Origin of the sequence: Streptomyces sp. NPDC047081 (assembly GCF_040643775.1) — a bacterium.
Taxonomy (GTDB): Bacteria; Actinomycetota; Actinomycetes; order Streptomycetales; family Streptomycetaceae; genus Streptomyces.
The window spans coordinates 1-24,749 of the sequence record NZ_JBEYUY010000004.1; the positions used below are offsets into that span (position 1 = coordinate 1).

General features: G+C 72.2%; 23 protein-coding genes. 9 read left to right on the top strand and 14 right to left on the bottom strand.

Annotation, left to right across the window (positions count from 1 at the left end; genetic code table 11):
• Positions 1-216: hypothetical protein (locus ABZ848_RS08295; protein ID WP_360827270.1), on the bottom strand; the 216-nt coding region annotated here is incomplete at its 3' end.
• Between ABZ848_RS08295 and ABZ848_RS08300 the strand changes: the two genes are divergently transcribed.
• Positions 110-1,312 (top strand): family 16 glycosylhydrolase, encoded by a 1,203-nt coding sequence (locus ABZ848_RS08300; protein WP_360828606.1) that lies wholly within the window; start codon positions 110-112, stop codon positions 1,310-1,312. The two genes, ABZ848_RS08295 and ABZ848_RS08300, sit on opposite strands and share 107 nt — an antisense overlap.
• A gap of 9 nt (positions 1,313-1,321) precedes the next feature.
• Here the strand turns inward: ABZ848_RS08300 and ABZ848_RS08305 are convergent, their stop codons facing one another.
• Positions 1,322-1,558, bottom strand: a complete 237-nt coding sequence (locus tag ABZ848_RS08305; RefSeq protein ID WP_242767464.1) for a hypothetical protein — start codon at positions 1,556-1,558, stop codon at positions 1,322-1,324.
• Positions 1,559-1,623: 65 nt separating this feature from the next.
• Between ABZ848_RS08305 and ABZ848_RS08310 the strand changes: the two genes are divergently transcribed.
• Both ABZ848_RS08310 and ABZ848_RS08315 read left to right on the top strand, forming a co-directional pair.
• Positions 1,624-2,634 carry a PHP domain-containing protein gene (locus tag ABZ848_RS08310; protein WP_360827273.1) on the top strand — a complete coding sequence of 337 codons (1,011 nt, stop codon included), beginning with the start codon at positions 1,624-1,626 and terminating at the stop codon, positions 2,632-2,634.
• A 295-nt stretch (positions 2,635-2,929) separates the two neighbouring features.
• Complete coding sequence (locus ABZ848_RS08315) at positions 2,930-3,892, top strand: SDR family NAD(P)-dependent oxidoreductase (RefSeq protein WP_360827276.1); 963 nt, start codon at positions 2,930-2,932, stop codon at positions 3,890-3,892.
• On the opposite strand, the gene ABZ848_RS08320 is transcribed toward ABZ848_RS08315, so the two are convergent.
• Complete coding sequence (locus tag ABZ848_RS08320; RefSeq protein ID WP_360827279.1) at positions 3,889-4,545, bottom strand: M15 family metallopeptidase; 657 nt, start codon at positions 4,543-4,545, stop codon at positions 3,889-3,891. The two genes, ABZ848_RS08315 and ABZ848_RS08320, sit on opposite strands and share 4 nt — an antisense overlap.
• Positions 4,546-4,645: 100 nt before the next feature.
• On the opposite strand from ABZ848_RS08320, the gene ABZ848_RS08325 reads away from it, so the two are divergent.
• The gene (locus tag ABZ848_RS08325) at positions 4,646-5,674 is read left to right on the top strand and encodes an SDR family oxidoreductase (RefSeq protein WP_360827282.1); all 1,029 of its coding nucleotides are present in this window, start codon (positions 4,646-4,648) and stop codon (positions 5,672-5,674) included.
• Positions 5,675-5,686: 12 nt separating this feature from the next.
• On the opposite strand, the gene nrfD is transcribed toward ABZ848_RS08325, so the two are convergent.
• The 7 genes from nrfD to ABZ848_RS08360 all read right to left on the bottom strand — a co-directional run bounded on the left by nrfD (position 5,687) and on the right by ABZ848_RS08360 (position 14,743).
• A complete protein-coding gene (gene nrfD, locus ABZ848_RS08330; RefSeq protein WP_360827285.1) occupies positions 5,687-6,634 on the bottom strand; it encodes an NrfD/PsrC family molybdoenzyme membrane anchor subunit in 948 nt (315 codons plus the stop codon).
• Positions 6,631-7,458 carry a 4Fe-4S dicluster domain-containing protein gene (locus ABZ848_RS08335; RefSeq protein ID WP_360827287.1) on the bottom strand — a complete coding sequence of 276 codons (828 nt, stop codon included), beginning with the start codon at positions 7,456-7,458 and terminating at the stop codon, positions 6,631-6,633. Before ABZ848_RS08335 ends, nrfD begins: the two co-directional genes overlap by 4 nt.
• Positions 7,455-10,700 carry a formate dehydrogenase gene (gene fdh / locus ABZ848_RS08340; RefSeq protein ID WP_360827289.1) on the bottom strand — a complete coding sequence of 1,082 codons (3,246 nt, stop codon included), beginning with the start codon at positions 10,698-10,700 and terminating at the stop codon, positions 7,455-7,457. The genes ABZ848_RS08335 and fdh overlap by 4 nt, the downstream gene beginning before the upstream one ends.
• A 19-nt stretch (positions 10,701-10,719) precedes the next feature.
• Positions 10,720-10,953 (bottom strand): hypothetical protein, encoded by a 234-nt coding sequence (locus ABZ848_RS08345; protein ID WP_360827292.1) that lies wholly within the window; start codon positions 10,951-10,953, stop codon positions 10,720-10,722.
• A gap of 174 nt (positions 10,954-11,127) precedes the next feature.
• On the bottom strand, positions 11,128-12,423 hold the full coding sequence (locus tag ABZ848_RS08350) for an ROK family transcriptional regulator (protein WP_360827294.1): 1,296 nt from the start codon (positions 12,421-12,423) through the stop codon (positions 11,128-11,130).
• Between the two features lie 91 nt (positions 12,424-12,514).
• Positions 12,515-13,498 (bottom strand): aminoglycoside phosphotransferase family protein, encoded by a 984-nt coding sequence (locus ABZ848_RS08355; RefSeq protein WP_360828609.1) that lies wholly within the window; start codon positions 13,496-13,498, stop codon positions 12,515-12,517.
• Positions 13,499-13,699: 201 nt separating this feature from the next.
• On the bottom strand, positions 13,700-14,743 hold the full coding sequence (locus ABZ848_RS08360) for a LacI family DNA-binding transcriptional regulator (RefSeq protein ID WP_360827297.1): 1,044 nt from the start codon (positions 14,741-14,743) through the stop codon (positions 13,700-13,702).
• 135 nt (positions 14,744-14,878) lie between these two features.
• Between ABZ848_RS08360 and ABZ848_RS08365 the strand changes: the two genes are divergently transcribed.
• Complete coding sequence (locus tag ABZ848_RS08365; protein WP_360827300.1) at positions 14,879-16,522, top strand: glycoside hydrolase family 13 protein; 1,644 nt, start codon at positions 14,879-14,881, stop codon at positions 16,520-16,522.
• A gap of 42 nt (positions 16,523-16,564) precedes the next feature.
• On the opposite strand, the gene ABZ848_RS08370 is transcribed toward ABZ848_RS08365, so the two are convergent.
• On the bottom strand, positions 16,565-17,527 hold the full coding sequence (locus ABZ848_RS08370; RefSeq protein WP_360827303.1) for a DUF3626 domain-containing protein: 963 nt from the start codon (positions 17,525-17,527) through the stop codon (positions 16,565-16,567).
• Between the two features lie 264 nt (positions 17,528-17,791).
• Here ABZ848_RS08370 and ABZ848_RS08375 point away from each other — a divergent pair, with 264 nt between their 5' ends.
• Positions 17,792-18,868, top strand: coding sequence for a hypothetical protein (locus ABZ848_RS08375; protein ID WP_360827306.1), 1,077 nt, complete (start codon positions 17,792-17,794; stop codon positions 18,866-18,868).
• On the opposite strand, the gene ABZ848_RS08380 is transcribed toward ABZ848_RS08375, so the two are convergent.
• Positions 18,799-19,392, bottom strand: a complete 594-nt coding sequence (locus ABZ848_RS08380) for a TIGR03086 family metal-binding protein (protein WP_360827309.1) — start codon at positions 19,390-19,392, stop codon at positions 18,799-18,801. The two genes, ABZ848_RS08375 and ABZ848_RS08380, sit on opposite strands and share 70 nt — an antisense overlap.
• A 116-nt stretch (positions 19,393-19,508) precedes the next feature.
• Between ABZ848_RS08380 and ABZ848_RS08385 the strand changes: the two genes are divergently transcribed.
• The 3 genes from ABZ848_RS08385 (at position 19,509) to ABZ848_RS08395 (ending at position 23,246) form a co-directional block, all read left to right on the top strand.
• A complete protein-coding gene (locus tag ABZ848_RS08385) occupies positions 19,509-20,780 on the top strand; it encodes an FUSC family protein (RefSeq protein WP_360827312.1) in 1,272 nt (423 codons plus the stop codon).
• 54 nt (positions 20,781-20,834) lie between these two features.
• Positions 20,835-21,887, top strand: coding sequence for a hypothetical protein (locus ABZ848_RS08390; protein ID WP_360827315.1), 1,053 nt, complete (start codon positions 20,835-20,837; stop codon positions 21,885-21,887).
• A gap of 117 nt (positions 21,888-22,004) precedes the next feature.
• A complete protein-coding gene (locus ABZ848_RS08395; RefSeq protein WP_360827318.1) occupies positions 22,005-23,246 on the top strand; it encodes a lactonase family protein in 1,242 nt (413 codons plus the stop codon).
• On the opposite strand, the gene ABZ848_RS08400 is transcribed toward ABZ848_RS08395, so the two are convergent.
• Entirely contained in the window at positions 23,214-23,939 is a 726-nt protein-coding gene (locus ABZ848_RS08400; protein ID WP_360827320.1) for a DUF2470 domain-containing protein, read from the bottom strand. The genes ABZ848_RS08395 and ABZ848_RS08400 overlap by 33 nt on opposite strands.
• A gap of 113 nt (positions 23,940-24,052) precedes the next feature.
• The gene (locus ABZ848_RS08405; protein ID WP_360827323.1) at positions 24,053-24,661 is read right to left on the bottom strand and encodes a TetR/AcrR family transcriptional regulator; all 609 of its coding nucleotides are present in this window, start codon (positions 24,659-24,661) and stop codon (positions 24,053-24,055) included.
• Between the last annotated feature and the right edge of the window lie 88 nt (positions 24,662-24,749).

Genomic DNA, 24,749 nt, shown 5'->3' on the forward strand with positions numbered 1-24,749 from the left:
CGAGTAGAGCGGGTCGACGAAACCGCCGGCGTCTGCGAGGAGGCAGTAGCCCTCGCCGACGGTCGACCGGGAGGAGTACTGCAACCGCGGGGCGCTGCTGCGCACCTGTCTGTTCGCCGCCCTGTCCGCCGTACTGGTCGCGTTCGCCGCGACCGGTGCGGCGCAGGCGGATCCGCCGACGGCGAAGGCCGCCGCCGCGGTGGCCTTCTCGGACACCTTCGACGGGCCCGCCGGGGCCGCGGTCGACTCCTCGAAGTGGCAGATCGAGACCGGCGACAACGTCAACAACCACGAGCGGCAGTACTACACCTCGGGCAACAAGAACGCGGCCCTGGACGGCCAGGGGCACCTGGTGATCACCGCCCGGAAGGAGAACCCGGCCAACTACCAGTGCTGGTACGGCACTTGCCAGTACACCTCGGCGCGGCTGAACACCTCCGGGAAGTTCAACGCTCAGTACGGGCATGTCGAGGCGCGGATGAGGATCCCGCGCGGGCAGGGCATGTGGCCGGCGTTCTGGATGCTGGGCACGCCGGTCAACTGGCCGGACTCGGGCGAGATCGACGTCATGGAGAACGTCGGCTTCGAGCCCTCCACGGTGCACGGCACCATCCACGGCCCCGGTTACTCGGGCTCGGGCGGCATAGGCGCCGCCTACTCGCTCCCGAACGGCCAGGCCTTCGCCGACGCCTTCCACACCTTCGCGGTGGACTGGGCGCCGGACTCGATCACCTGGTCGGTGGACGGCAACGTCTACCAGCGGCGCACGCCCGCCGACCTGGGCGGGAAGACCTGGGTGTTCAACAAGCCGTTCTTCCTCATCCTGAACCTGGCGGTGGGCGGCTACTGGCCCGGCGACCCGGACGGCTCCACGGCCTTCCCGCAGCAGCTGGTGGTGGACTCGGTGTCGGTCACCACGGGTGACACCGCGGCCGGGGCGGCGATCAGGGGCCTGGGCGGCAAGTGCGTGGACGTGGCAGGGGCGAACCCCGCCAACGGGACCCCCGTACAGCTCTACGACTGCAACGGCACCGCCGCCCAGCAGTGGACGACCGGCTCGGACGGCACCCTGCGCGCGCTCGGCAAGTGCCTGGACGCCACCGGCAACGGCACCGCCGACGGCACGCCGGCCCAGCTGTGGGACTGCACCGGCGGTCCGAACCAGAAGTGGACGGTCACCGCGGCGCACGACATCGTCAACCCGCAGGCCGACAAGTGCCTGGACGCGACCGGCAACAGCTCGGCCAACGGCACCCGGCTCCAGCTGTGGACCTGCTCGGGCGGCGCCAACCAGAAGTGGACGGTCGGCTGACCGGACCGGTCAGTGCAGCTTCCAGGTGTACTTGTCGCCGCCGACCCAGCGCACCACGTCCGGGTCGTCCATGTCGTGGATGGGTACTCCGAAGGCGGCGGCCGCCGCCAGGACGTCGGTGACGGTCTTGGCCTCACCGACCACGACACCGTCGATCTCGACGATCCGGAAGGGCGGTGTACCGGGCTGGACCCCCAGCACCATGATCCGCGGATGGGAGATGTGCGGGCTGGCGATTTCGGTCATGCAATAGAGCGTAGAACGCAATCCGCGCTCGCGAATCTCCCGATTCGTCCAGAAAGGAGGTCTCGATGGATCCCGTCGAGGCTCTGGACCGGATCGCCTTCCTCCTGGAGCGCACGCTGGCGCCGACGTACCGCGTCCGCGCCTTCCGCACGGCGTCCAGGGTGCTCGCCTCCCTGCCCGAGGCGGAGGTGCGCGAGCGGGCCGCCGACGGGTCGCTGGAGTCGCTCAAGGGCATCGGCCCGAAGACGGCACAGGTCGTCCGGGAGGCGCTGGACGGGCGGGTGCCGGGTTACCTGGAGAAGCTGGAGGCCGAGCCCGCGGCCACGTTGCCCGAGGGCGGTGAGCGGCTGCGGGCGCTGCTGCGCGGCGACTGTCATCTGCACTCGGACTGGTCGGACGGCGGCAGCCCGATCGAGGAGATGGGCCGGGCCGCGGCGGCGCTCGGACACGAGTGGGCGGTGCTGACCGATCACTCGCCCCGGCTGACCGTGGCCCGCGGCCTGTCCCCCGGACGGCTGCGCGAGCAGCTGGAGGTGGTGGCGCGGCTCAACGAGACCTGGGCGCCCTTCCGGCTGCTGACCGGCATCGAGTGCGACATCCTCGACGACGGCTCCCTCGACCAGGAGCCGGAGCTGCTGGAACAGCTCGACGTGGTCGTGGTGTCGGTCCACTCCAAGCTGCGCATGGACGCCCGCTCGATGACCCGGCGGATGGTGGCCGCCGTACGCGATCCTCATGCGGACGTGCTCGGTCACTGCACCGGGCGGCTGGTGACCGGGCGGGGGCGGCCGGAGTCGGAGTTCGACGCGGACGCGGTGTTCGCCGCGTGTGCCGAGACCGGCACGGCGCTGGAGATAAACAGCCGGCCCGAGCGGCTCGATCCGCCCCGCCGGCTGCTGCGGCGGGCGGTGGAGGCGGGCGTGCTGTTCTCGATCGACACGGACGCGCACGCGCCGGGCCAGCTGGACTGGCAGGTGTACGGCTGTGCCCGCGCGGAGGAGTGCGGGGTGCCCGCCGAGCGTGTGGTGACCACCTGGCCGCTGGAGCGGCTGCTGACCTGGGCTCACAGGGAGTGACGCACATCACCACGCTCCGTGGGCGGGTGCTGGAACACCGGCGGGTGGTTCGCCGTTGAACCAGCCGTGGGTGCGGATGGGACAGTGTCCCCGGGCCTCACCTTTTGCCCACAGGGACGATCGTTCGGCTGAAGCCCTGTGGAGCCTTTCGCCGAGAGGCGACCGCCATCCGCGCCCACCCTTGACCGCCCCGACCGTGATTCCCCCGTCCGGTCGGGGCTTTCCTCTGTCCGGCCGCGGATCGCGCTCGGCCGCGCTTGACTTCGAGAGCACTCCAATTCGTAGCGTTCCCGGTATGACCACTGCACAGCACAAGATCGGATCCGGTTTCGGCGCCACCAGCACCGCAGACGACGTCCTGGCGGGCATCGACCTCACGGGGAAGCTCGCGATCGTCACCGGCGGCTACTCGGGCCTCGGCCTGGAGACCACCCGCTCGCTCGTCAAGGCGGGCGCCCACGTGGTGGTCCCGGCCCGGCGCCGGGCCAGCGCCGAGGAGGCGCTGGCCGACCTCGACCGCGTGGAGATCGACGAGCTGGACCTCGGCGACCTGGAGAGCGTGCGCGGGTTCGCCGAGCGGTTCCTCGCCTCCGGGCGGACCGTGGACATCCTCATCAACAGCGCCGGGATCATGGCGTGCCCGGAGACGCGGGTCGGGCCCGGCTGGGAGGCCCAGTTCGCCACGAACCACCTCGGCCACTTCGCCCTCGTCAACCGGCTGTGGCCGGCGATCGAGCCGGGCGGCGCGCGGATCGTCTCCGTCTCCTCCCGCGGCCACCACTTCTCCGGCATCCGCTGGGACGACGTCGAGTGGCGGCGGGGTTACGACAAGTGGGAGGCGTACGGCCAGGCCAAGACCGCCAACGTGCTGTTCGCCGTCCACCTCGACCGGCTCGGCCGCGACGCCGGCGTGCGTGCCTTCTCCCTCCACCCCGGCGGCATCATCACTCCGCTCCAACGGCACATCCCCAAGGAGGAGATGGTCGAGCGCGGCTGGATCGACGAGGACGGCAACGTCCTCAACCCCGAGGGCTTCAAGACCCCGCCGCAGGGTGCGGCCACGCAGGTGTGGGCGGCGACCTCTCCGCAGCTGGAGGGTCTCGGCGGCGTCTATCTGGAGGACTGCGACATCGCCGAGCCCGCGGTGGACGGCGACCAGCGCAGCGGTGTCAAGTCCTGGGCGACGGACCCGGAGCAGGCGGCACGCCTGTGGGACCTGTCGGCACAGCTGACGGGCGTGAACGCCTTCGCCGCCTAGCAGCCGGCCAGTTCCCTGGGCCCGTACAGCGCGGCGGGCGCCCCCGTCATCAGGGCCCAGTACCGGTCGCCGTACGACCAATGCCACCACTCGGTCGGGTAGTTGACGAGCCCGGCCGAGCCGAGCGCCTCCCCGAGCACCGCCCGGTTGGCCCGCGCTTCACCGGAGATGTTCCCGGCCCCGGTGTAGCAGGCGCCGTCGCTCTGCTCGGGACTGGCGTTCATGGCGGTACCCAGGTCGAGTTCACGGCCGCCGGCGTCGGCGAGGGTCAGATCGACGGCCGCGCCCGCGCTGTGCGGGGCGATCTCGGGTGGGGAGACATAGCGGCTGGCGGCGGTACGGATGCGGTCGGCGGGCCAGTCGGGGTGCGCGGCCCGCAGTTCGTCGGCGTACCGCTCGAAGTAGAGCCGCTGCAGGGCCGGTGGCCGGTATCCCTCCACGAAGAGCAGCCGCAGGCCGTCGGGCAGCAGGGACTGGGCGGTCAGGAGGCGTTCCAGGACGCCGCGGCGGAGGTGGTGCTCGGCGCCGTGGGAGTCCTCGTGCTTGCGGTCGTCGATCAGGAGCGAGTCGCGTACGTCGACGAGGGGGTCGCCGGTCTCCTGCACCGGTACGGCCGCCACCCGGGCGTCGGACATCAGGATGATCTCGGTCATGTGCCGATCATCTCCGGCCGTCCGGGGATCCATCGCCTCCCGCGTCGTGAATTCCGCCCCGGCCGGGTACCCGGTCACTCCCCTCGGAAGGGAGGCTGACGTGAGCGGCATGACGGGCAGCAGGATCGTGGTCACGGGTGCCACCGGCAACGTGGGGACCAGTGTGGTGCGCGCCCTCGCCGAGGACTCGGACGTCGGCTCCGTGCTGGGGCTGGCCCGCCGGATCCCGGAGTGGTCGCCGCCGCGGACGGACTGGTCGCAGGTCGACCTCGGGTCCGAACGCGCGGACCTGGTCAAGGAGTTCACGGACGCCGACGCGGTGGTGCATCTGGCGTGGGCGTTCCAGCCCACGCACGATCCCGCGGCCACCTGGCGCACCAACGTGCTCGGCGGCATCCGGGTGTTCGACGCGGTGGCGGCGGCCGGTGTGCCGACGCTGGTGCACGCCTCGTCGGTCGGCGCGTACTCGCCGGGGCCGAAGGGCCGTCCTGTCGACGAGTCGTGGCCGACGCACGGCTGGCCGGACGCAGCGTACTGCCGGGAGAAGGCGTATCTGGAGCGGACCCTGGACATCTTCGAGCGGGAGCATCCCGAGGTGCGGGTGGTGCGGATGCGGCCGGCGTTCCTGTTCAAGCGGGAGTCGGCGAGCGAGCAGCGCCGGATCTTCGGCGGGCGCTTCCTGCCGGGGCCGCTGGCGCGTCCGGAACTGCTGCCGTTCCTGCCTGACATCCCCGGCCTGCGGGTCCAGGCGCTGCACACCGACGACGCGGCCGACGCGTACGTCCACGCACTCGCCGGCGAGGCCCGCGGCGCGTTCAACCTGGCCGCCGAGCCTCCGGTCAACGCCGAAATGCTCGCCGAGATGCTGGGCAACCGGCCGATCCGGCTCCCCCGGGCCGCGGCCCGCTCCGCGATCGCCGCCGCGTGGGGCCTGCACCTGCTGCCCGCCTCGCCCCACCTCTTCGACGCGGTCCTGCGCCTGCCGCTGATGGACTGCACACGCGCGCACACCGAACTGGGCTGGCAGCCGCAGCACACGGCGACGGAGGTGCTGGAGGAGTTCCTGCAGGGGCTGCAGCGTGGGGAAGGCGCCAGCACGGAGCCGATGCGGGGGCGCAAGGTCGGCTGAGATCACCTGGACCTACTCGGCCTGGGTGTCCAGCCGCTCCCGCTGCGGCACCACGGTGTACTTCGGGTCCTCCGCCGAGGCCATCCCCGCCGCGAACACGCCGAAGCGGGTGCAGGCCGAGCCGGCGAGCAGGGCCAGGCCGGAGGCCACGGCCGGGGCCCGGCGTCCGCCGAAGGCGGCGGCTCCCAGGGCGCCCGCGGCGGTGAGGACGCGTGCGGTCCGCAGCAGCGCGCCCGCCCTGCCCTCCCGCCAGGTCTCCGCGACCATACCCAGCCGCCGTTCCGCCGCCTTCTCCGCCGCCGCGTCGGCCACTGCGGCCAGCCCGGCGGCGCAGCGCGCGGGTGTGTTCTCGTGGGCGGGGCCGGTGACGAGGGCCATGCCGGCCGCCGCAGCCGTGGCCGAGGCGCCGAAGAGGTAGGGCAGTTCGCGGTGGGCGCCGTGCCAGGCCGGTACGGCGGTGTCGGCGGCCAGGACACCCGTGTACGTGGCCACCGCCGGGCCCAGCACCGCCGCCGCGCCGGTTGCCGCTCCCCCGAGCCGCGGCAACCGGCCCGTGACGGCGCTCGCGGCGGCCGCACCCGCCGCGGGCCCGTACACCGAGAGCAGCCAGGAACCCATGCTCATCGGCGAGGTCGGTTTGAAGACGCGCAGCATGTTGGCGAAGCGGGCGGGCCTGCCGAGGTCGTGGACGAGTGCGGCGGCTGAGAGGGAGACCGCGGTCAGTGAGGACACCTTCAGGGCGGTGGCGGTGGTGGTGCGACCGGTCAGCTGGGCGCCCGCCGCGAGGACGGACCCGGCGCCCGCGAGGCCGCCGAGGAAGAAGTAGCCGGCGATGTCCGGAGCGGCCCAGGACGGCGCCTTGATGACCGGGCGGCCGTAGTACGACTCGAACTCGGCCCTCGGCACCATCGGCTGCTCGCCACGCCGGCGCCTGCGCCCCGCGCGTTCCGTGATGCTCATCGCGGTCCCCTTCCCGGCCGTCCCGAGACGGCGAAGCACGCCGCGAGGCCGCCCAGCACGGACAGCGCCGCCACGCCCGCGTGCTTCCACATCGTCGGCAGGTCCCGGGTCGTGACGACGGGATCGGGTGGCAGGCCGTACACCTCGGGGCGGTCTAGGAGCAGGAAGAACGCGCCGTCGCCGCCCACGCCGTCGTCCGGGTCGGCGCCGTAGAGGCGGGCCTCGGTGGACCCCGCCTCGTGCAGCTGGTCCACGCGCAGCGCGGCCCGCTCGCGGAGTTCGTCGAGGGGGCCGTACTGGATGGACTCGGTGGGGCAGGCCTTGGCGCAGGCCGGTTCCTGTCCGGCGCCGAGGCGGTCGTAGCACAGCGTGCACTTGAACGCCCGTCCGTCGTGCGGGCGTTGCTCGATGACGCCGTACGGGCAGGCGGGCACGCAGTACCCGCAGCCGTTGCAGATGTCCTCCTGGACGACGACCGTGCCGAACTCGGTGCGGAAGAGCGAGCCGGTCGGGCAGACGTCGAGGCAGGCGGCGTGGGTGCAGTGCTTGCAGACGTCCGAGGACATCAGCCACCGCATCTCGCCGTCGCCCGACTCCTCGTCGGCGAGCGGTAGTTGGGTGCGCCCTTCCGGCTTCGGCTGCTCGACGAAGGCGACGTGCCGCCAGGTCGAGGCGCCGAGGGCCTGCGTGTTGTCGTACGACATGGCGCTGAGCGAAAGGCCGTCCTCGGGGATGGCGTTCCACTCCTTGCACGCCACCTCGCAGGCCTTGCAGCCGATGCAGACGGAGGTGTCGGTGAAGAAGCCGACGCGTTCCTCGCTCACTTGCGCACCTCCCGTCCGGTGTCCGGGGTGATGCCGGCCCGCCTGCGGTACTCGGCGACCAGCTTCGGCAGGTCCGGTCCGCGCGGCCGGCGGCCCGGGAGGATGTCGGCGGTGAGGGCCTTGTCCTCCTGGATGTGGGCGTTGGGGTCGAGGGCGATGGACGTCAGCTCGTTGGCCGCGTCGCCGGTCGCGACGCCGTTGGGCCCCCAGTGGAAGGGCAGGCCGATCTGGTGGACGGTGCGGCCCTGCACGCGCAGCGGGCGGATGCGGTCGGTCACCAGCACCCGTGCCTCGACGGCGTTGCGTGCGGTGACGACGGTGGCCCAGCCGCCGTTCTCCAGCCCGCGTTCACGGGCCAGCGCGGGCGAGACCTCGCAGAAGAACTCCGGTTGCAGCTCGGAGAGATGGTTCGACCAGCGGCTCATGCCGCCCGCCGTGAAGTGCTCGGTGAGGCGGTGCGTGGTGACGACGTACGGGAAGACGTCGGCGCCCTTCTCGTCGCCGCTGGGGTGGTAGCGGTTGCCCTCGCGGGGCAGCAGCTGGCGTACCGGGCTGCGCGGTGTCGAGGGGTGGAGGGCGTTGGGGAACGGGGAGTCCTGGGGCTCGTAGTGCGTGGGCAGCGGGCCGTCCTCCAGGCCGGCCGGGGTGTAGAGCCAGCCCTTGCCGTCGGCCTGCATGATGAACGGGTCGTCGCCACGCAGCGCTTCCACGCCCTCGGCGTCCTCGTCGGGCACATGGTCCGGTGCCAGATCCGGCACGAAGTCGGGCACGTCGCGGCCGGTCCACCTGCCGGCCTCGCCGTCCCACCACACGTACTTCTTGCGTTCGCTCCATGGCGTGCCGTCGGGGGCGGCGGAGGCCCGGTTGTAGAGGATGCGGCGGTTGGCGGGCCAGGCCCAGGCCCATTCGGCGGCCACCCAGTCCTGTTCCCAGCCGGGTTTCTTGCGGGCGGCCTGGTTGACGCCGTCGGCGTAGACACCGCAGTAGATCCAGCAGCCGCAGCGCGTGGAGCCGTCCTCCTTTAGTTCGGTGTACGCGCCGAGGGGACCTCCCTCGGGGCCGTGGCCGCTGATCTCGGCGAGCACGGCGTCGGCGACGGGTTCGGCCAGCTCCCCGCTGACCGGGTAGTCCCAGGCCAGGTCCTGAACCGGGCGGTCCATGGGGTCGGTGGAGGCGGCCAGCCGCTCCTTGATGCGGCGGCCCAGGTGGTACATGAACCACAGGTCGCTGCGGGCGTCGCCCTCGGGTTCGACGGCCTGGTAGTGCCACTGCACCCAGCGGTTGGTGTTGGTGAAGGAGCCGGACTTCTCGGTGTGGGCGGCGGCCGGGAAGAAGAACACCTCGGTGCCGATGTCCTCGGTGCGCAGCTCGCCGGTCTCGATCTCGGGGCCGTCCTTCCACCAGGTCGCCGACTCGATCAGGGAGAAGTCCCGGACGACCAGCCACTCCAGGTTGGCCATGCCGAGGCGCTGCAGCCGGGTGTTTGCGGAGCCGACGGCCGGGTTCTCGCCGAGCAGGAAGTAGCCCTTGCAGTCGCCGTCGAGCTGGGCCATCACCGTGTCGTAGGTGGAGTGGGAGCCGGTGAGGCGCGGGAGGTGGTCGAAGCAGAAGTCGTTGTCGGCGGTGGCGGCATCGCCGTAGTAGGCCTTCAGCAAACTGACGACGTACGCGCGCATGCCGGACCAGAAGCCCTTCACCGTGCGGCTGGCCTGGATGAAGTTGTCGAGGTTCATGTCGGTGTGGGCGTGCGGCATCGGGATGTAGCCGGGCAGCAGGTTGAAGAGGGTGGGGATGTCGCTGGAGCCCTGGATGGAGGCGTGGCCGCGCAGGGCCTGGATGCCGCCGCCGGTGCGGCCGATGTTCCCGAGCAGCAGTTGGAGGATGCACGCCGCGCGGATGAACTGGGCGCCGGTGGTGTGCTGGGTCCAGCCGACGGCGTAGCAGAAGGCGCTGGTGCGCTCGGGGCCGGAGTTGGCGGTCAGTTCCTCGCAGACGCGCCGGAAGGTATCGCGCGGGATGCCGCAGACGTCCTCGACCAGTTCCGGGGTGTAGCGGGCGTAGTGGCGCTTGAGGATCTGGTAGACGCAGCGCGGGTGTTGGAGCGTCTCGTCGGTGGGGGCGCGGTGGCCGGTCCGGGCGCCGCCGGATCCGTGCGCCTCGGCACCCGCGGACTTCCGGGTGCGCTCCTCGTACAACTCGTCGGCCTCACCGGCCGGTTGCTGGACCTCGACCCCCTCGTACTGCCAGCTGTGCGGGTCGTAGTGCGCCTTCTCCTCGTCCAGCCCGGAGAACACACCGTCGAGATCCTCGGTGTCCCGGAAGTCCTCACTCACCAGGGTCGCCGCGTTGGTGTAGTTGAGGACGTACTCACGGAAGTCCTTCTCCTCGCTCAGGACATGGTTGATGATCCCGCCGAGGAAGGCGATGTCGGTGCCCGCGCGGATCGGCACGTACAGGTCGGCGAGGGCGCTGGTGCGGTTGTAGCGCGGGTCGACGTCGATGATCGTGGCCCCGCGCTTCTTGGCCTCCATGACCCACTGGAAGCCGACGGGATGGCACTCGGCGAAGTTGGAACCCTCGATGACGATGCAGTCGGAGTGCTGGAGGTCCTGCATGAAGGTGGTGGCCCCGCCGCGCCCGAACGACGTACCGAGCCCGGCGACGGTCGAGGAGTGGCAGACCCGCGCCTGGTTCTCCACCTGGACCACACCGAGGCCGGTCAGCAGCTTCTTGATGAGGTAGTTCTCCTCGTTGTCGAGGGTGGCACCGCCGAGGCTGGCGATGCCCATGGTGCGGGCGGTGCGCAGTCCGTCCCACTCCCACTCCCAGGTCTCGCGCCGGGTCCGGATCACCCGCTCGGCGACCATGTCCATGGCCGTCTCCAGATCGAGCGGCTCCCAGTCCGACCCGTGCGGACGCCGGTACAGCACCTGGTGCTCACGGGCGGGCCCGCTGGTCAGCTCCAGCGTGGCCGACCCCTTGGGACACAACCGCCCTCGGCTCACTGGAGAGGCGGGATCCCCTTCGATCTGGACGACCTTGTCGTCCTGGACGTACACCTGCTGCCCGCACCCCACCGCGCAGTACGGGCAGACGGACTGGACGACGCGTTGCGCGCGGTCGGTGCGCGGCCGCAGATTCTCCGTGTACGAGGATTTCGCCGCGCTCCCCCGCCCCGTGCGGTCGCTGCCGGTGAGCTGACGGTAGACGGGCCAGGAACGGACCCGGTCGGCCATACCCATGCTGGGCTCCCTGTGCCGGTCAGGCGGAGGACTCGTCGGGGTCGGGGTGCTCGGGATGGACGGTGGCGGAGCGGGGTCCACCCTGCCGCCCGGTGCCGGCCTCGTCGGTGTCGGGCACCGGGGCACCCGACTCGTCCGCGTCCTCATCGGGAACGGGGATGTCCAAGGGATCCTCGCCGTCCCGCACCTGCTGATCCGGCAGATCCCTGGGCACGGGCTCCCCGTCGGCCCCCGTCTCGCGCCGATCAGCCACGAGGAACTCCCTTCACGTCGACGAGCGACACGCGAGTACCTCTGGCGGGGACGACTGAAACCTGGAGTCCTTTTGGAGCCGACAGCAGGGCAGCGCGCCCCTAAGGGGCGCGGGGAACTGCGCGACCAGCCCCCACCGGCCCGCACCCGCCAAACCACAATCCGCCGCTGATGACTAATGCGGAGCCCGTTCCTCCAACGCCGTCTGCCAAGCCGGCGCCGGCCCCTCCGGCACAGGCTCGGGCCGCCGCCCCCCACGGGCAAAAAAGTCCGCAAGCGGCAAGATCGCCGCCCCGACAGTCACCGCATCCGACCCCAACCGCCCCAGCTCGATAGCCACCTTCTCCGCCGGATACCGCAGCGCATACGACGCCGCATGCCGCCGCACCGCCGGCAGGAACCGCGCCCCCAGCTGAAGCCCCGCCCACCCCCCGATGAGAATCCGCTCGGGCTGGAACAGATTGATCAGGTCGGACAGCCCCGCCCCCAGATACTCGGCGGTCTCCTCCAACACCGACAGCGCCACAGCATCGGCAGCATCGGCCGACCCCCCGGAGGGATACGCCGCGGCGAGCATCGCCGTGAGCGCCGTCTCCTCGTCCGTCCCTTCCGGCGGCCGCCCGCCCTCCTCACGCCACCGGTCGAGCAGCGACTCCGCCCCGGCGTACGCCTCCAGACACCCGAGCGCACCGCACCGGCACCGCCGCCCCCTGACCCGTACCGTCAGATGCCCCCACTCGACCGCCCGCCCGTGCTCCACCTCGGGCGTCACCAGACACGCCCCGACACCCGAGCCGAAGAGGACGACGATCGCGTTGCGCGCACCCCGTCCACCGCCGAACCACATCTCGGCCTGCCCCAGGGTCTTCGCACCGTTGTCGATGAAGTACCGCACAGAATCCGGAAGTTGGGACGTCGTCCGCAGCAGGCTCTCCAGCGGGACCGCGTCCCACCCGATCGTCTGCCCGTGTACGACAGCACCCCGGTCCGGCGTGTACTCGACGATCCCCGGAACGCCGATGCCGACGCCGAGCAGCTGATCCGCGGGGACACCCGCACCCGCCAGCACCTCGTCGATGCCGTCGCGGATGTGCCCGACGATCACCTCGACCTCGTACCGCTGCTGCTCCAACGGCCGTTCGGCGCGGGCGAGTTCCGTCAGCGTGAGGTCGAACAGCTCGACGCGGACCCGGGTCTCGCCGACGTCGACGCCGATCATGTGCCCGCTGCCCGGCGCGACCCGCAGCAGGGTCCGGGGCCGGCCGCCGTCGGAGTCGACGCTGCCGGCCTCCTCGACCAGGCCGTCGGCGACCAGGTCCGCGACGACATTGCTGACCGAGCCGGAGCTCAGCCCGGTCGCCGGGCCGAGCTCGAAGCGGCTGAGGGGTCCGTCGAAGTAGAGCCGCTGCAGCACGGCCGTGCGGTTGGCCCGCCTGAGGTCGCGCACCGTGCGCCCGTTCCGCCCTGCCATGTGGCTCCCTTCGCACCCTGTTCGACCTGCAACATACCTCCGACCGCAGGTCCGGCGCGACATTCCTCCAACCCTTAGTTCATGATGTGAGCTAAGACGCGGTCAGCTCCTCGGCCTCTTCCAGGGCGATGACGAGCTCCGGTGCGACCACCGCCTGGACCCAGCGCTCGTGCTCCTGGTCGACCGCGCGGGGAACCGTCTCGGTGAGCATGATCAGGTAGAGGTAGGCCCGGTAGAGGGCCAGGCGCACCCGCGCCGGGACGTCGAAGTCGGCCCGGCCGCCCGCCTCCCGGTAGCCCGCGAGGAACGCCTCGTCCTTCCTGATGTCGGCCGGCAGAGCGAGGGAGACGAAGTCCGCGAGGGGGTCGCCCCAGAACATCCGCTCCCCGTCGATGAGCCCGCCGATCCGGGGCTCCTCCCCCGCCGGACGCTCCAGCAGGATGTTCCCGTCCCACAGGTCGAAGTGGACCAGCGCGGGGGTCGTGACCTCGTCGAGCGCTGAGTAGCCGAGCCGGAGTGCACGCGCCACCTCGTCGACGGAGCGGGGCAGCCGGGCTCCGTAGTCCAGGGCGTCGTCCAGGACGGCCTCGACCATGCCCGTGAACGCGGTCCGCCAGTCGGGGGCGAGCGGCCCGAGGGCGCCGGAGGGATAGCCGAAGCCCGGCCCGGTCACCGTGTGCAGCCGGGCCACCTGACGGCCCAACTCCCTGCGTAGTAAAGCCCGTTCGGGTTCGGCGACCGTTCCGTCCCAGGGGTCGCCGGGGCAGGCCGTCATGAGCAGGTGCGGTACGGCGGGGTCCTCGCCGACGGCCACGAGGCGCGGCGCCCGGACCCCGGCCACGGTGGCCGCGCGGTAGAACTCCGCCTCGGCGGTGAGGAGTCCGCGCTCGTAGCGCATGCCCGGGACGGTGGACGCGGGCGGGACCTTGAGGACGTAACGCGTGCCGTCGGTGAGGAGGAGTTCCTCGACGGTGTTGTACGTGCCGCCGCTCAGCGGCCGGAGCCCGGCGAGCAGGTCGGGGTCCAGGCCCGCGCCTTCCAGCACCCGTCGGGCCCATTCCCAGGAGTCCACCAACGCCCCGCCCCCTCCGTCGTGCCACCCCGCGGCGTACACGTCCTCGACGTAACGCCCCTCCCGCAGCAGCCCGTCGGCGTCAGGCGTGCGCTTCCGGAACAGGGTACGGAACGCCTCCCTGACGCCGGGGACCATTCGAGATCCGTAGCCACAGACGTACACGCGGGCGCCGAAGCACAGCGGAGGGGCTTGCCAAAGCCCTCAGCAGGGATCTTTCTCGGGCGCGGGCGGTGGGGCGGTGCTGGCGCGCGGGATGAGACGGGTCGGCAGGACGACGTGCCGGTGGTGGTCGCCGTCGGGGTCGTCGATCAGTTCCAGGGCGAGTTCGCCGGCCACGCGGCCCATCTCCGACGGCGACTGGGCCACCGTGGACAGGTCGAACCACTCGGCCGCGGGCTGGTCGTCGAAGCCGAGCACGGACATGCGTTCCGGCACCTCGATCCTGGCCCGGCGCAGCGTCCACACGAGGTCTGCGGCCAGCTCGTCCTGCTCGGCGAAGACGGCGGTCGGCGGCTCGCGCAGGCTCAGCAGCCTGCCGAGGGCCTCGGCGACACCGCGCTTGCCGTCGGTCTCGGTGGCCACGACGAGGGAGTCGTCCAGGGGGACGCCGGCCTCGGTGAGCGCCTGCTGATGGCCGAGCAGCCGCTCGCGCGCGCTGAAGGCGAAGCCGGTGGCGCCCGCCGTCTGCAGGAAGGCGATCCGCCGGTGCCCGAGGTTGAGCAGGTGCCGGGTGCCGTGCCTGGCCCCGGCGACGTCGTCGACGTACACGCTCGGCCGCCCGTCGGCGTGTTGGCTGACGTAGACGACGGGCATGCCGAGGTCGTCGAGCCGTGCGCTCTCCTCCTCGGTGAGGTCGAAGGAGAACACCAGCAGCGCGTCGGCGTTGCGCCGGGCGGGCAACCGCTCGAAGAACGCGGCGCGTTCGGCCAGATCGGGTATCACGTAGACCGCCAGCTGCATGTCGGCGGCGCGCAGCAGCGGGCCCAGGCTGGACAGCGCCGAGCCCATGAACCAGGAGTTCAGGGTGGGCACAAGGACGGCGACGACGCCGGTCCTGCCGGTCACGAGGCTCGACGCATGCCGGGAGACGGCGAAGTCCAGCTCCCGGGCGGCCAGTTCGACCCGCGACCGGACAGCAGGCGACACGTTCGCGAATCCGCGCAGAGTGCGCGAGACGGTGGACGCGGAGACCCCGGCCCGTTCGGCGACATCGGCCATCGTGGGGTGCCGTTGAGCTGGTGACATGCGCGGACGCTAGCACGGGTGTGCGGGGGTCGTGGCAGCGCTGTCACGGGGATGCCGGTGCATGCCTCATTGACGGTGTCCCGGGCGAGGCTCCAAGCTTGCAAGCGTTGTCACAGGTGAGGAGTAAGCGCCCCTATGTCCAACAGCCCGGCGCCCTGGTGGCGCGACGCCGTCATCTACCAGGTCTACATCCGCAGTTTCGCCGACGGGAACGGCGACGGCGTCGGTGACATCGCCGGACTCCGCTCCCGGCTGCCGTACCTCGCGTCGCTGGGCGTCGACGCCGTCTGGATCAACCCCTGGTACAAGTCGCCGATGGCGGACCACGGTTACGACGTCGCCGACTTCCGGGAGATCGACCCGCTGTTCGGCACGGTCGAGGAGGCGGAGCGGCTGATCGAGGAGGCGCACGGCCACGGCATCCGCGTGATCCCGGACATCGTGCCGAACCACACGTCCGACCAACACGCCTGGTTCCGGGCCGCGTTGGCGGCGGGGCCGGGCAGCCCGGAGCGAGAGCGGTACGTCTTCCGGCCCGGGCGCGGTGCGGACGGGGCCGAGCCGCCCAACGACTGGGTGTCCTGCTTCGGCGGCCCGGCCTGGACCCGGCTGCCCGACGGGGAGTGGTACCTGCACCTGTTCGCACCCGAGCAGCCGGACCTGAACTGGCAACACCCGGAAGTGCGGGCGGAGTTCGAGTCGATCCTGCGGTTCTGGTTCGCCCGGGGCGTGGACGGCTTCCGCATCGACGTGGCGCACGGCCTGATCAAGCACCCCGAACTGCCCGATCTGCCGCCCCACGAGGAGACGGCGGCCGAGCAGCCCCGCCGACATCTCGACCATCCGCACTGGGACCGCGACGAGGTCCACGACATCTACCGTGCCTGGCGCCGGGTGGCCGACGAGTTCCCCGGCGACCGGTCGTTCGTCGCCGAGGCGTGGGCGGACACTCCGGAACGGCTGGCCGCCTACGTCCGCCGGGACGGGCTGCACACGGCCTTCAACTTCGACTTCCTGATGTCCAGTTGGGACGCGAAGGACCTCCGCGCGGTCATCGACGACTCCCTCGCGATGCTCGGCGCGGTGGGCGCGCCCGCGACCTGGGTCCTCTCCAACCACGACGTCGTACGCCATCCCAGCCGCTACGGCCGCAAGGTCGCCCGGCGCTGGGTGGCGAACGAGCCCTACCGCCCCGAGGGTCCCCTGGACCTGGAGCTGGGCACCCGGCGGGCCCGGGCCGCCGCCCTGCTGATGCTGGCGCTGCCCGGCGGGGCGTACGTCTATCAGGGCGAGGAGCTGGGTCTGCCGGAGGTCGAGGACCTGCCCGAGACAGTGCTGCAGGACCCTGTCTGGGAGCGGTCCGGGCACACCGACCGGGGGCGGGACGGCTGCCGGGTGCCGATCCCTTGGTCGGGGCGGAGTGCGCCGTACGGCTTCAGCGCGCAGGGTGCACGGGCCGAGCCGTGGCTTCCGCAGCCGCAGGCGTGGGCGGACCTGAGCGTGGCGGCGCAGAGCGGGGACGCGGGCTCGATGCTGGAGCTGTACCGCGCCGCGCTGCGTCTGCGCCGCGAACATCCCGCCCTGGGCGAGGGCCACTTGACCTGGCTGGACGCCCCGGCCGGAGTCCTGTCCTTCAGCCGTGACCCCGGATTCGTGTGCGTCGTCAACCTGTCACCCGAGCCCTGCCACCTGCCCGACCACACGTCGGTACTCCTGTCCAGCGGCCCACTGGAGGACGGCCTGCTGGCACCGGACCGGGCGGTCTGGCTCGCCGTGTAGGGGTGCCGAGTGGGTACGAGGCCGGGGCGGCCGCGCCGAGACTCAGGCCGCGGTCTCCCGCCCGGAGGCACAACCCCTGCCCGCTCCCCCGACGTCCGCGCCGCTCGCCACCGCCGCACCCGCACCCCGGCTTCCCGCACCCTCCGCACGGGCCGTCCCCGCCCCCTCCGGTGCCCCGAAGCGGGCGAGGGTGTGCCAGATCATCTTCAGGTCCTGGAGTTCGTGGTGGCCGGTGCGGGACGCGTCCCCGATGATCCGGGGGTCGATCCGGCCGTCCTGGGCGATGCGGGCGCCCAGCTCCACGTACTCCTGCCCGCGGTAGTCGCCGTGCCGCCGCAGTTCGGCGACGGTGAGCCGGTAGCCGGGGTGCCACTCCACCGGGCAGGGCAGCTGCCGGGCCGCCGCCTCGACGGGCGTGCCGCGGTAACTCGCGTCCAGCACGAGCGCCTCCACGTGCCGGTCGAGCAGGACACGTCCGTGGATCTGGGCCTCGATGTAGTCGTTGAGGGCGTCCTGCTCGTCGGCCTCGGCGAGTGCGATGAGGGACATGCCGGCGGCGACGCCGAAGTCGGTCGGCTCGGCGGCGCTGTCGGGGTAGCAGAAGGTGGTGCGGGTGAGGGCGTCGGCGGTGAGCCGGAAGTGTGAGGAGCCGAACCGCGGGGCGGCGCCGACGACTTGGCGGCGGAAGTTCAGCGCGCCGTAGACGGGCCGCTCGTGCGGGTCCCCGTCGTCGTAGGCACCGCCGAAGATGCGGCTCTCCCACCGCCAGCGGTCGCCGCCGGGGTGCGCGGTGAGCCCGCCGTTGCTGGTGCCGGTGACGAACTGTGAGTGGTACACGCCGTCCTGGGCCAGCGCCGCCAGCACGGGCAGCCCGCCGATCAGCCGGTCGGGGTGGAAGTTCAGGGTGATCCGCACTTCCGCGCTCACGGCCGGGCCCGTCGAACGGGCGGCTAGATGGCGCAGCGCCGCCCGCGCCCGCGCCGACTCGACATGCCCGAACTCCACTGGCTCCCCTTCCCGTTGGGGCGGCGGTAAGGAGACGTCAGTGCCCGGCCACCGCCAGGACGATCTTGCCACGGTCGACCGGACCGCTCCGGCGATTTTTCGGCCGCACCCGCCTGAGGGCCTGGCGGGGTGCCGTCGCCGCGACGGCCGGGGCGGGTCGGGCACCATCCGGGAGTCCTCCGGGCCGGGGTGCGCGAAACGCCCCTGAGAAGACGGGGGTTGGCCTCATGGATCCCGGGGGCGTACGGCCGCGATCATGCTGTCATGACGAATTGGCGGCCCAGTTTGCCCTCGCGCTCGGCGACGACCGGCACCGATCTGCGGGTGTTCCTGCTCACCGGCATCGCGACCGTGCTGCTGACCCGCTGGCTGCTCGCCCGCATGGGCTACCCGAAACTCGGCGGCCACGGCACGGGACTGCACATCGCGCACATGCTCTGGGGCGGTCTGCTGATGGCGGGCGGACTGCTGGTGCTGATCGTCTTCCTGGGCCGCCGGGTGCGGCTGTGCGGCGCGCTGGCGGGCGGGGTGGGGTTCGGGCTGTTCATCGACGAGATCGGCAAGGTGGTCAGCGACGGCGGCGGCTATCTCTACCGGCCCGCCGCCGGGTTGATCTACCTCGCCTTCGCCGCGCTGGTGGTGCTGAGCCGGTGGGTGGTGCGGCGCCCCGGTCCGCCGACGGCGCGTACGGCACGCGCCGCCGACCTCGCGCTCACGGGTGTCGTGTCAGGGCTCAGTGAGGCCCAACGGCGTTCCGCTCTACGGTCGTTGGAGGGCTCGACGCGGCCCGTGGACCTGGCGCTGGTGCGGCTGCTGGAGTGCGTGGAGACGGCCCCGGCGCGGCCACGCGTGCGCGTGCCGGACGCCGTACGCCACGCGATGGCGCGCGGGCGAGGTGCCGTAGCCGCCCTGTGCGCGCACCGCGTGACGCTGTCGGCGGCGGTGACGTGGACCGTGCTGCAAGGTGCGGTGCTGCTCGTCGGTGTCGGCCGGGACCTGGCCGCGGGGCGGCTGCGGCACGAACCGGAGTGGGGTGCGGTGACCGGACTCGTCGTGTGCTCGGCCGTCATGCTGGGGCTGGCGGTCGCCGGCGCGGTGCGGCTGCGCGGCGACCGGGTGCGGGGCCTCTCGCTGCTGCGCGCCTCTGTGCTGGTGGACCTGCTGGCGGGACAGTTCTTCGACTTCGTCGTCAACCAGTTCTCCGCGGTGACCAACTGGCTGGTCGGGCTGTTCCTGCTGGTCGTCGTCTCGGGCGCGCTGCGCCGCGCGCGTCAGGCCGTCGCCGGGGTCCAGCGCGGGTCGCGGCCGAGGAAGGCGAGCAGCGCCTCGGCCCTGTCGTAGTCGTCCGGCACCTCGCGGGCCGGGGCGAACACCCGGTACGAGTCCCGGAGATGGTCGACGAGCCGTTCCGCCACCGGCCAGATCCCCTCGGCCAGTTCCCCGCCGAGCGGCCGGTCCTGCCCGGTCGCGACCGCGATGTCCCAGGCGTGCACGGCCGCGTCCATCGCGGCCGCCGCGGCGGCGAGCGGCGCGGGCAGCGGTCCGAGCGGGGTCGGCACCTGTTCGGCGTCGGCGGCCACTCCGGCGTACGCGTCGGCCACCTGCCGCAGTACCTTCTCGAGCTCGGCCGCCGGGTCCCCGTCGAGGGCGTCGGCGGGGTGGAAGGGGTCGGAGTCAGGCCGTCCCCCGTTGATCGCCAGGCCGTATCCCTGCTGGTCGATGCGGGCGTGGTTGAGGACCTGCCGTGCGGTCCACTCGGTGCACGGCGTCGGCGCTCCCCACGCCGGCTGCGGCACCGCGGCCACCACCTCGGCGAGATAGGTGTGTGCACGTGTGAGAACCTCGAAGCCTCGGGTGTCCGCCATCACCGTTCTCCCCTCTTGCCGTCCTTCGGCCGTTACCAACAATCTAGGGGTCCTTGCGGACAGTTACGGTCCGCAATGACCATCCGAACGAATCCGTGGAAAGGGAACATCCCGAGGTGCGAGAGGTACGTGCGTGGACGGCGCCCGTCGTCGAGTTCGTGAAGCGGCGACGGGATCCCGTCGTCGTGCAGACGCTGCGGTCGGCGGTCGCAGCGACGGTCGCGTACGTCGTCGCCCTGCGCCTCAGCCCGGAGGCGGCCCCGCTGACCGCGCCGCTCACCGCGCTGCTGGTCGTCCAGGTCACCCTGTACGCCACGCTCACCAACGGCATCCGGCGGGTCAACTCCGTGGTGGCGGGCGTCCTGGTCGCCATCGCCTTCAGCCAGCTGGTGGGCCTGACCTGGTGGAGTCTCGCGCTGCTGATCGTGGCCTCGTTGGCGGTCGGACGGCTGGTGCGGGTCGAGGAGTACGTGCCCGAGGTGGCGATCAGCGCGATGCTGGTGCTCGGGGTCACGGCCGTCGGCGACACGGCCTGGGCTCGGATCGTGGAGACGCTCATCGGCGCGGTCGTCGGGCTCGGCTGCAATCTGCTGCTCGCGCCGCCGGTGTGGGTGGACGAGGCGGGCGAGTCCATCGAGGGGCTGGCCCGGCGGGTGCGGCAGCTGATGCTGCGCATGGGCGAGGAAGCCGCGGGCCGTACGCCGGTCGAGCACGCCACGGAGCGGCTGCACGAGGCGCGCCGGCTGGACCACGACATCGTCGAGGTGGACGCGGCGCTCAGACAGGCCGAGGACAGCCTGCGCCTCAATCCACGCGTGCGTGAAGGCCTGTTGCACCGGGTGGTGCTGCGCACGGGGCTGGACACTCTGGAGATCTGCACGGTCGTCCTGCGCGTGCTCGCGCGCACTCTGACCGACCTGGCGAAGGAGCGCGATCCGGACCGGCTGTTCGCGCCCGAGACGGGGGCCGCCGTGGAGAGGCTGCTGTCCGAGATCGCCGACGCGGTGGTGAGCTTCGCGGTGCTGGTCACCGCCAGCGTCAGTGCCAGCGCCCAGTCGGCCGAGGCCCGGCTCGCCGCCGAGCTGCGGCAGGCCGCCGCCACCCGCGACAAGCTCGCCCAGCTGCTCCTGGAGGAGGTCCAGCGCGACGCCCGCACCTGGCAGCTCTACGGCGCCGTCCTGACCGAGGTCAACCGCATCCTCGACGAGATGGACACCGAGCACCGCTCGCGCCGGCTGCTGGAGGAGCTGGACCGCGCCTCCCTGGAGCAGCGCGAGCGCATGCCCCGGATCACCCGGATGCGCGAGAGCCTGCGCGACTCAGGGCTGCTGCGCGTGCCGGAGGTGCTGCGCCGGAACCAAGCCGACGGCGCCCGTCGTTCTAGGTGACGAAGTCACCGGGGGCGGCGCACGCCTTCGGCACCGGAAGCTTGGGGGCGGCGGATGAGCGACTCGACCGTGCGGATCGACGGGAACACACTGCGCCTGCCGGGCGGTGTGGCGGTGCGGTTCGTCCGCACGCTGCGGCTGCCCGAGACGGGCACCCACCCGCTGCCTCCGGGCCTCGGCGAGTTCCCGGTCCGCCGGGTCTCCGACTACCGGGACACCGTGCCCGAGCAGTGGCGGGCGCGGGGCGGTGTGATGCTGCCGGTGTATCTGCGCGAGGCGATGTGGCTGAGCTTCGCCGGGACGACCGAACCGGCCGCGCTCCAGGTCGGCGTGGGCAAGGTGTGCGCGGTCTCGGGCAAGAAGTGGAGCGACCGGCTGACCCGGAAGCCGCAGAACTACGTGGTCCTCCCCCGCCAGCCATGGCTGGACGGGATCAACTCCGGCAAGGGCACGGTCCGCCAGTTCGTGGCCGTCCCGCTCGGCCTGGGTGCGACGGTCGAGGGCCAGGTCACGGGCGAGGAGGTCTGGGGCGGCGTACAGCTGCAGGCGTTCCCGCTGCGTGAGCCGAAGCTGGCCGAGTGGCGCGAGGAGCAGCGGCGCCGGGCGGAGCGGACCCGCGCACTGACCATGCCGGCCGGCGGCTACGGCACGGCGCTGCCGATGTCGGCGCCGCCAGCGCCCGGCGCCGTACCCGCACCGGCCGCGGCGGCGCGGCCACGGGCCGCCGCCGCGATGGGGCTCGGGGTCGGCGGTTCGATGCGGCAGGAGGTCTACCAGGACGACCGGTCCCTGAAGGACTGGGCCGAGGAGCCCGCCGGGCGCGTCTTCGTGCATCTGGTCACGCCGCCGGAGTGGCGCCGCATCACCGGCGAGGCTCCCCCGCCGTCGCCGGTGGACCGGGCGGCGTACACCAAGGCGGGACTGCCTTGGTACGACTACTACGACCAGGACGCCGAGGATCTCGCCCCCACGGACACGCTGGAGGCGGTCAAGCCGGTCGGCGACTGGCTCGGCGACGACCACGAGCCCTGGGAGGACCCGGCACCGCACCAGGTGAAGCCCCTGAAGGACGCGCCGGGCAAGCCGGTGGAGGACGGCGACTGGTAGACACCGTCCAACCCGTTGCACCCTCCGCAACGGCCGGTGCCGTTCTTGCACGGTCGGGGCGGTCCGGGTCATGGTGGCTTGTCACGACCGGGGCAAGCGATCATCTGAGGTGCGGGTATGGGCAGTGGGACAGGAGCGGCGGGCGGCGGCTGGAGCAGGCGCCGCTTCGTCGGCGCGCTCGCGGGCGCGGCCGCGGTCACCGCCCTGCCCGCGCCCGCCCCGCCGAAGGGCACCTCGGGGCCTGAGGAATCGGTGGCCGCCGTAACCGAACAGCCCTCGGCCAAGCCGTCCACGGCACAGCCCTCGCCGCGGCCGTCGAACACACCCACCGGTCCCCGGCCCCTCTACCTCGGCACCTACACCTCGGTCGAGGGCGGCGGCAAAGGCATCGGCCTCGCCACGTATGACACCGAGACCGGCGGCATCACCGGCACCGGAACCCTCACGGGGATCTCCAACCCGTCCTACCTGGCTCTGCACCCGGACGGCCGTACGCTTTACGCGGTCGACGAGCAGGACGACGGCGCGGTGACCGCCGTACGCCTGGCCGACCGCAAGGTCCTGGGCAGCCGCGGCACGGGCGGGGCCGGACCGTGTCACCTCTCCGTGCACCCGGGCGGCCGCTGGCTGCTGAGCGCCAACTACGCCTCGGGCAGCGTGGCCGTGCACCCGATCGACGGCGAGGGGGCGCTGGGCGAGCGCACCGACCTGGTCAAGCACTCGAGCCCGGCACCCGGACCCGGCCAACAGGGCCCGCACGCCCATCAGTTCATCACCAGCCCGGACGGGGGCCACGTACTCGCGGTCGACCTCGGCACGGACACCGTCTACACCTACCGTCTCGACCAGCGCCGCGGCACCCTCACCGAGGTCTCCCAGGCGCACACCCGGCCCGGCGCCGGCCCGCGCCACCTCACCTTCCACCCCGGTGGACGCCACGCCTATCTGGCCAACGAGGTCGACGACACGGTCGCGGTCTGCGCGTACGGCCCGTCCACCGGCCGTCTGGCGATCGGCGAGGAGCAGTCCTCGGGCTCCGGTGCGGGCACCAACTACCCGGCGCAGATCCTGGTGACGTCCGACGGCTCGTACGCCTTTCTCGCCAACCGGGGCGACAACAGCATCGCGCGCTACGCGATCGAGGCCGACGGCGCCCGGCTGCGCCTGCTCGGCACCGTGCCGGTGGAGGGCGACTTCCCGCGGCAGATCGCCTTCTCGCCGGACGGGACGCTGCTGTTCGCGGCGAACCAGAAGTCGAGCACCGTCAGCGTCTTCCACGTCGACGGCGAGAGCGGTGAACTGCGGCTCGCGGGTGAGCCGTTCGCCTCACCGGTCGCCGTCTGTGCGCTGCCGTTGTAGGGCGCGGGGGCAGGAGGCGGCGCTCGCCTGGGTGAGCAGGACGTGCATGCGCTCGGTGAGCTGGCCGACGTCGTCCGCGGGGGTGTGGAAGGGCAGTCGTACGTCGCCGTGGGCGCGGTTGCGCTCGATGCGCAGCGTCAGTCCGTGCCGGTCGACGGCGAGGGGCTGGACGCGCACCGCGCCGTGCAGGCTGGCGTGGTCGACGAGGCGGGTGAGGCGCTCGACCGCGTCGCCGTGGCAGTCGGCGAGGTGGGTCAGCAGATGGGACTCGGCGAGGGCCAGCGGGTCGGGCGCGGCGGCGGCGAACTCGTCGAGGTCGACGACCACGGCGCCGGACGGCTGCCGCAGCACCACCCGCGTGGGGTGGAAGACCAGGTGGTCGTCCTCGGGCACGAAGTACCCGGCGAGCCAGAGCCGGGCCCGGATACGGCCCCGGACCGGGACGGGCGCGACGTCGGCGAACTCCAGCACGGCGTTCGGCTCGCCGCGGGGCGCGCAGATCGCGGCCGTGAGCAGGGCGCTGTCCTCGGGCACATGGACATGCACCCGGCCGTCCTCGTCCACGGTGTGCGCGCCGACGAACTCCTCGCGTCCGCCGTCCGCGGTCACCGCGCAGGACCATGCGACGGCGAGCACCGAGCGGGCTCGTTCCGCCGCGGCAGGCGCGGCCGTCCAGCTCTGGCTGTCACCCATCCCGGAACCTCCTCATTAGGTAAGCCTTGCCTAACCTATCGAAGATCGGGGTGTACGCCAACCGTGTGCAAGGTGAGAGTTCCGGCACCGCCCTGCCGGCCGAGCGCCACCACTCAGGGGGCGAGGACACCCAACAGCGCGCGGGCGCACAGGTCGCGGACCTGCTCGCGCGTCAGATCCGAACCCCGAAGCCAATCCAGGCAGACCGCCGTGGTGAAAGCCAGCCACCCGCGGACCGCGAGCTTCAGATCAGGCAACTCCCCGGCGATCGGGCCGAGTTCGGGGTCCTCGGCCAGCGCGGCCAGGATCTGCCGCTCCTGCGCGCCCAGCGCCCGCTGGTAGACCCGGCGCACCGCCTGGTCGCCGGCCGCGTCGGCGCGATGAAAGGCGCGGAAGCTGTGCGCGTGGGTGTCGACGTACTCGAGAAACGTGTCCAGGCCCGCGGTGAGCTGATCGCGGGCCGGAACCCCCGGCACCGCGGCCGTCATCCGCAGCATCCGCTCGCTCTCCCGCTCGACGACCGCGAGGAAGAAGTCCCGCTTGGTCGGGAAGTAGTGGTAGAGCAGTCCCCGCGAGACCCCGGCGATCTCGGCGACCCGCTCGATCCACACCTCGTCGTACGGGCTCTCCGAGAACAGCCGCGCCCCCACCGCGAGCAGCTGCTCGCGGCGCTCCTCGGTGCTGAGCCGGCGCCGGGTGCGCGCGCCCTGGTTCGCGGACATGCACGCACTTTACTTGACGTCGGTTCAACAACGGGATCAGACTGGTCGCGCTATTGAACCCACGTACAACAGGCTCAACTGCCGCTGG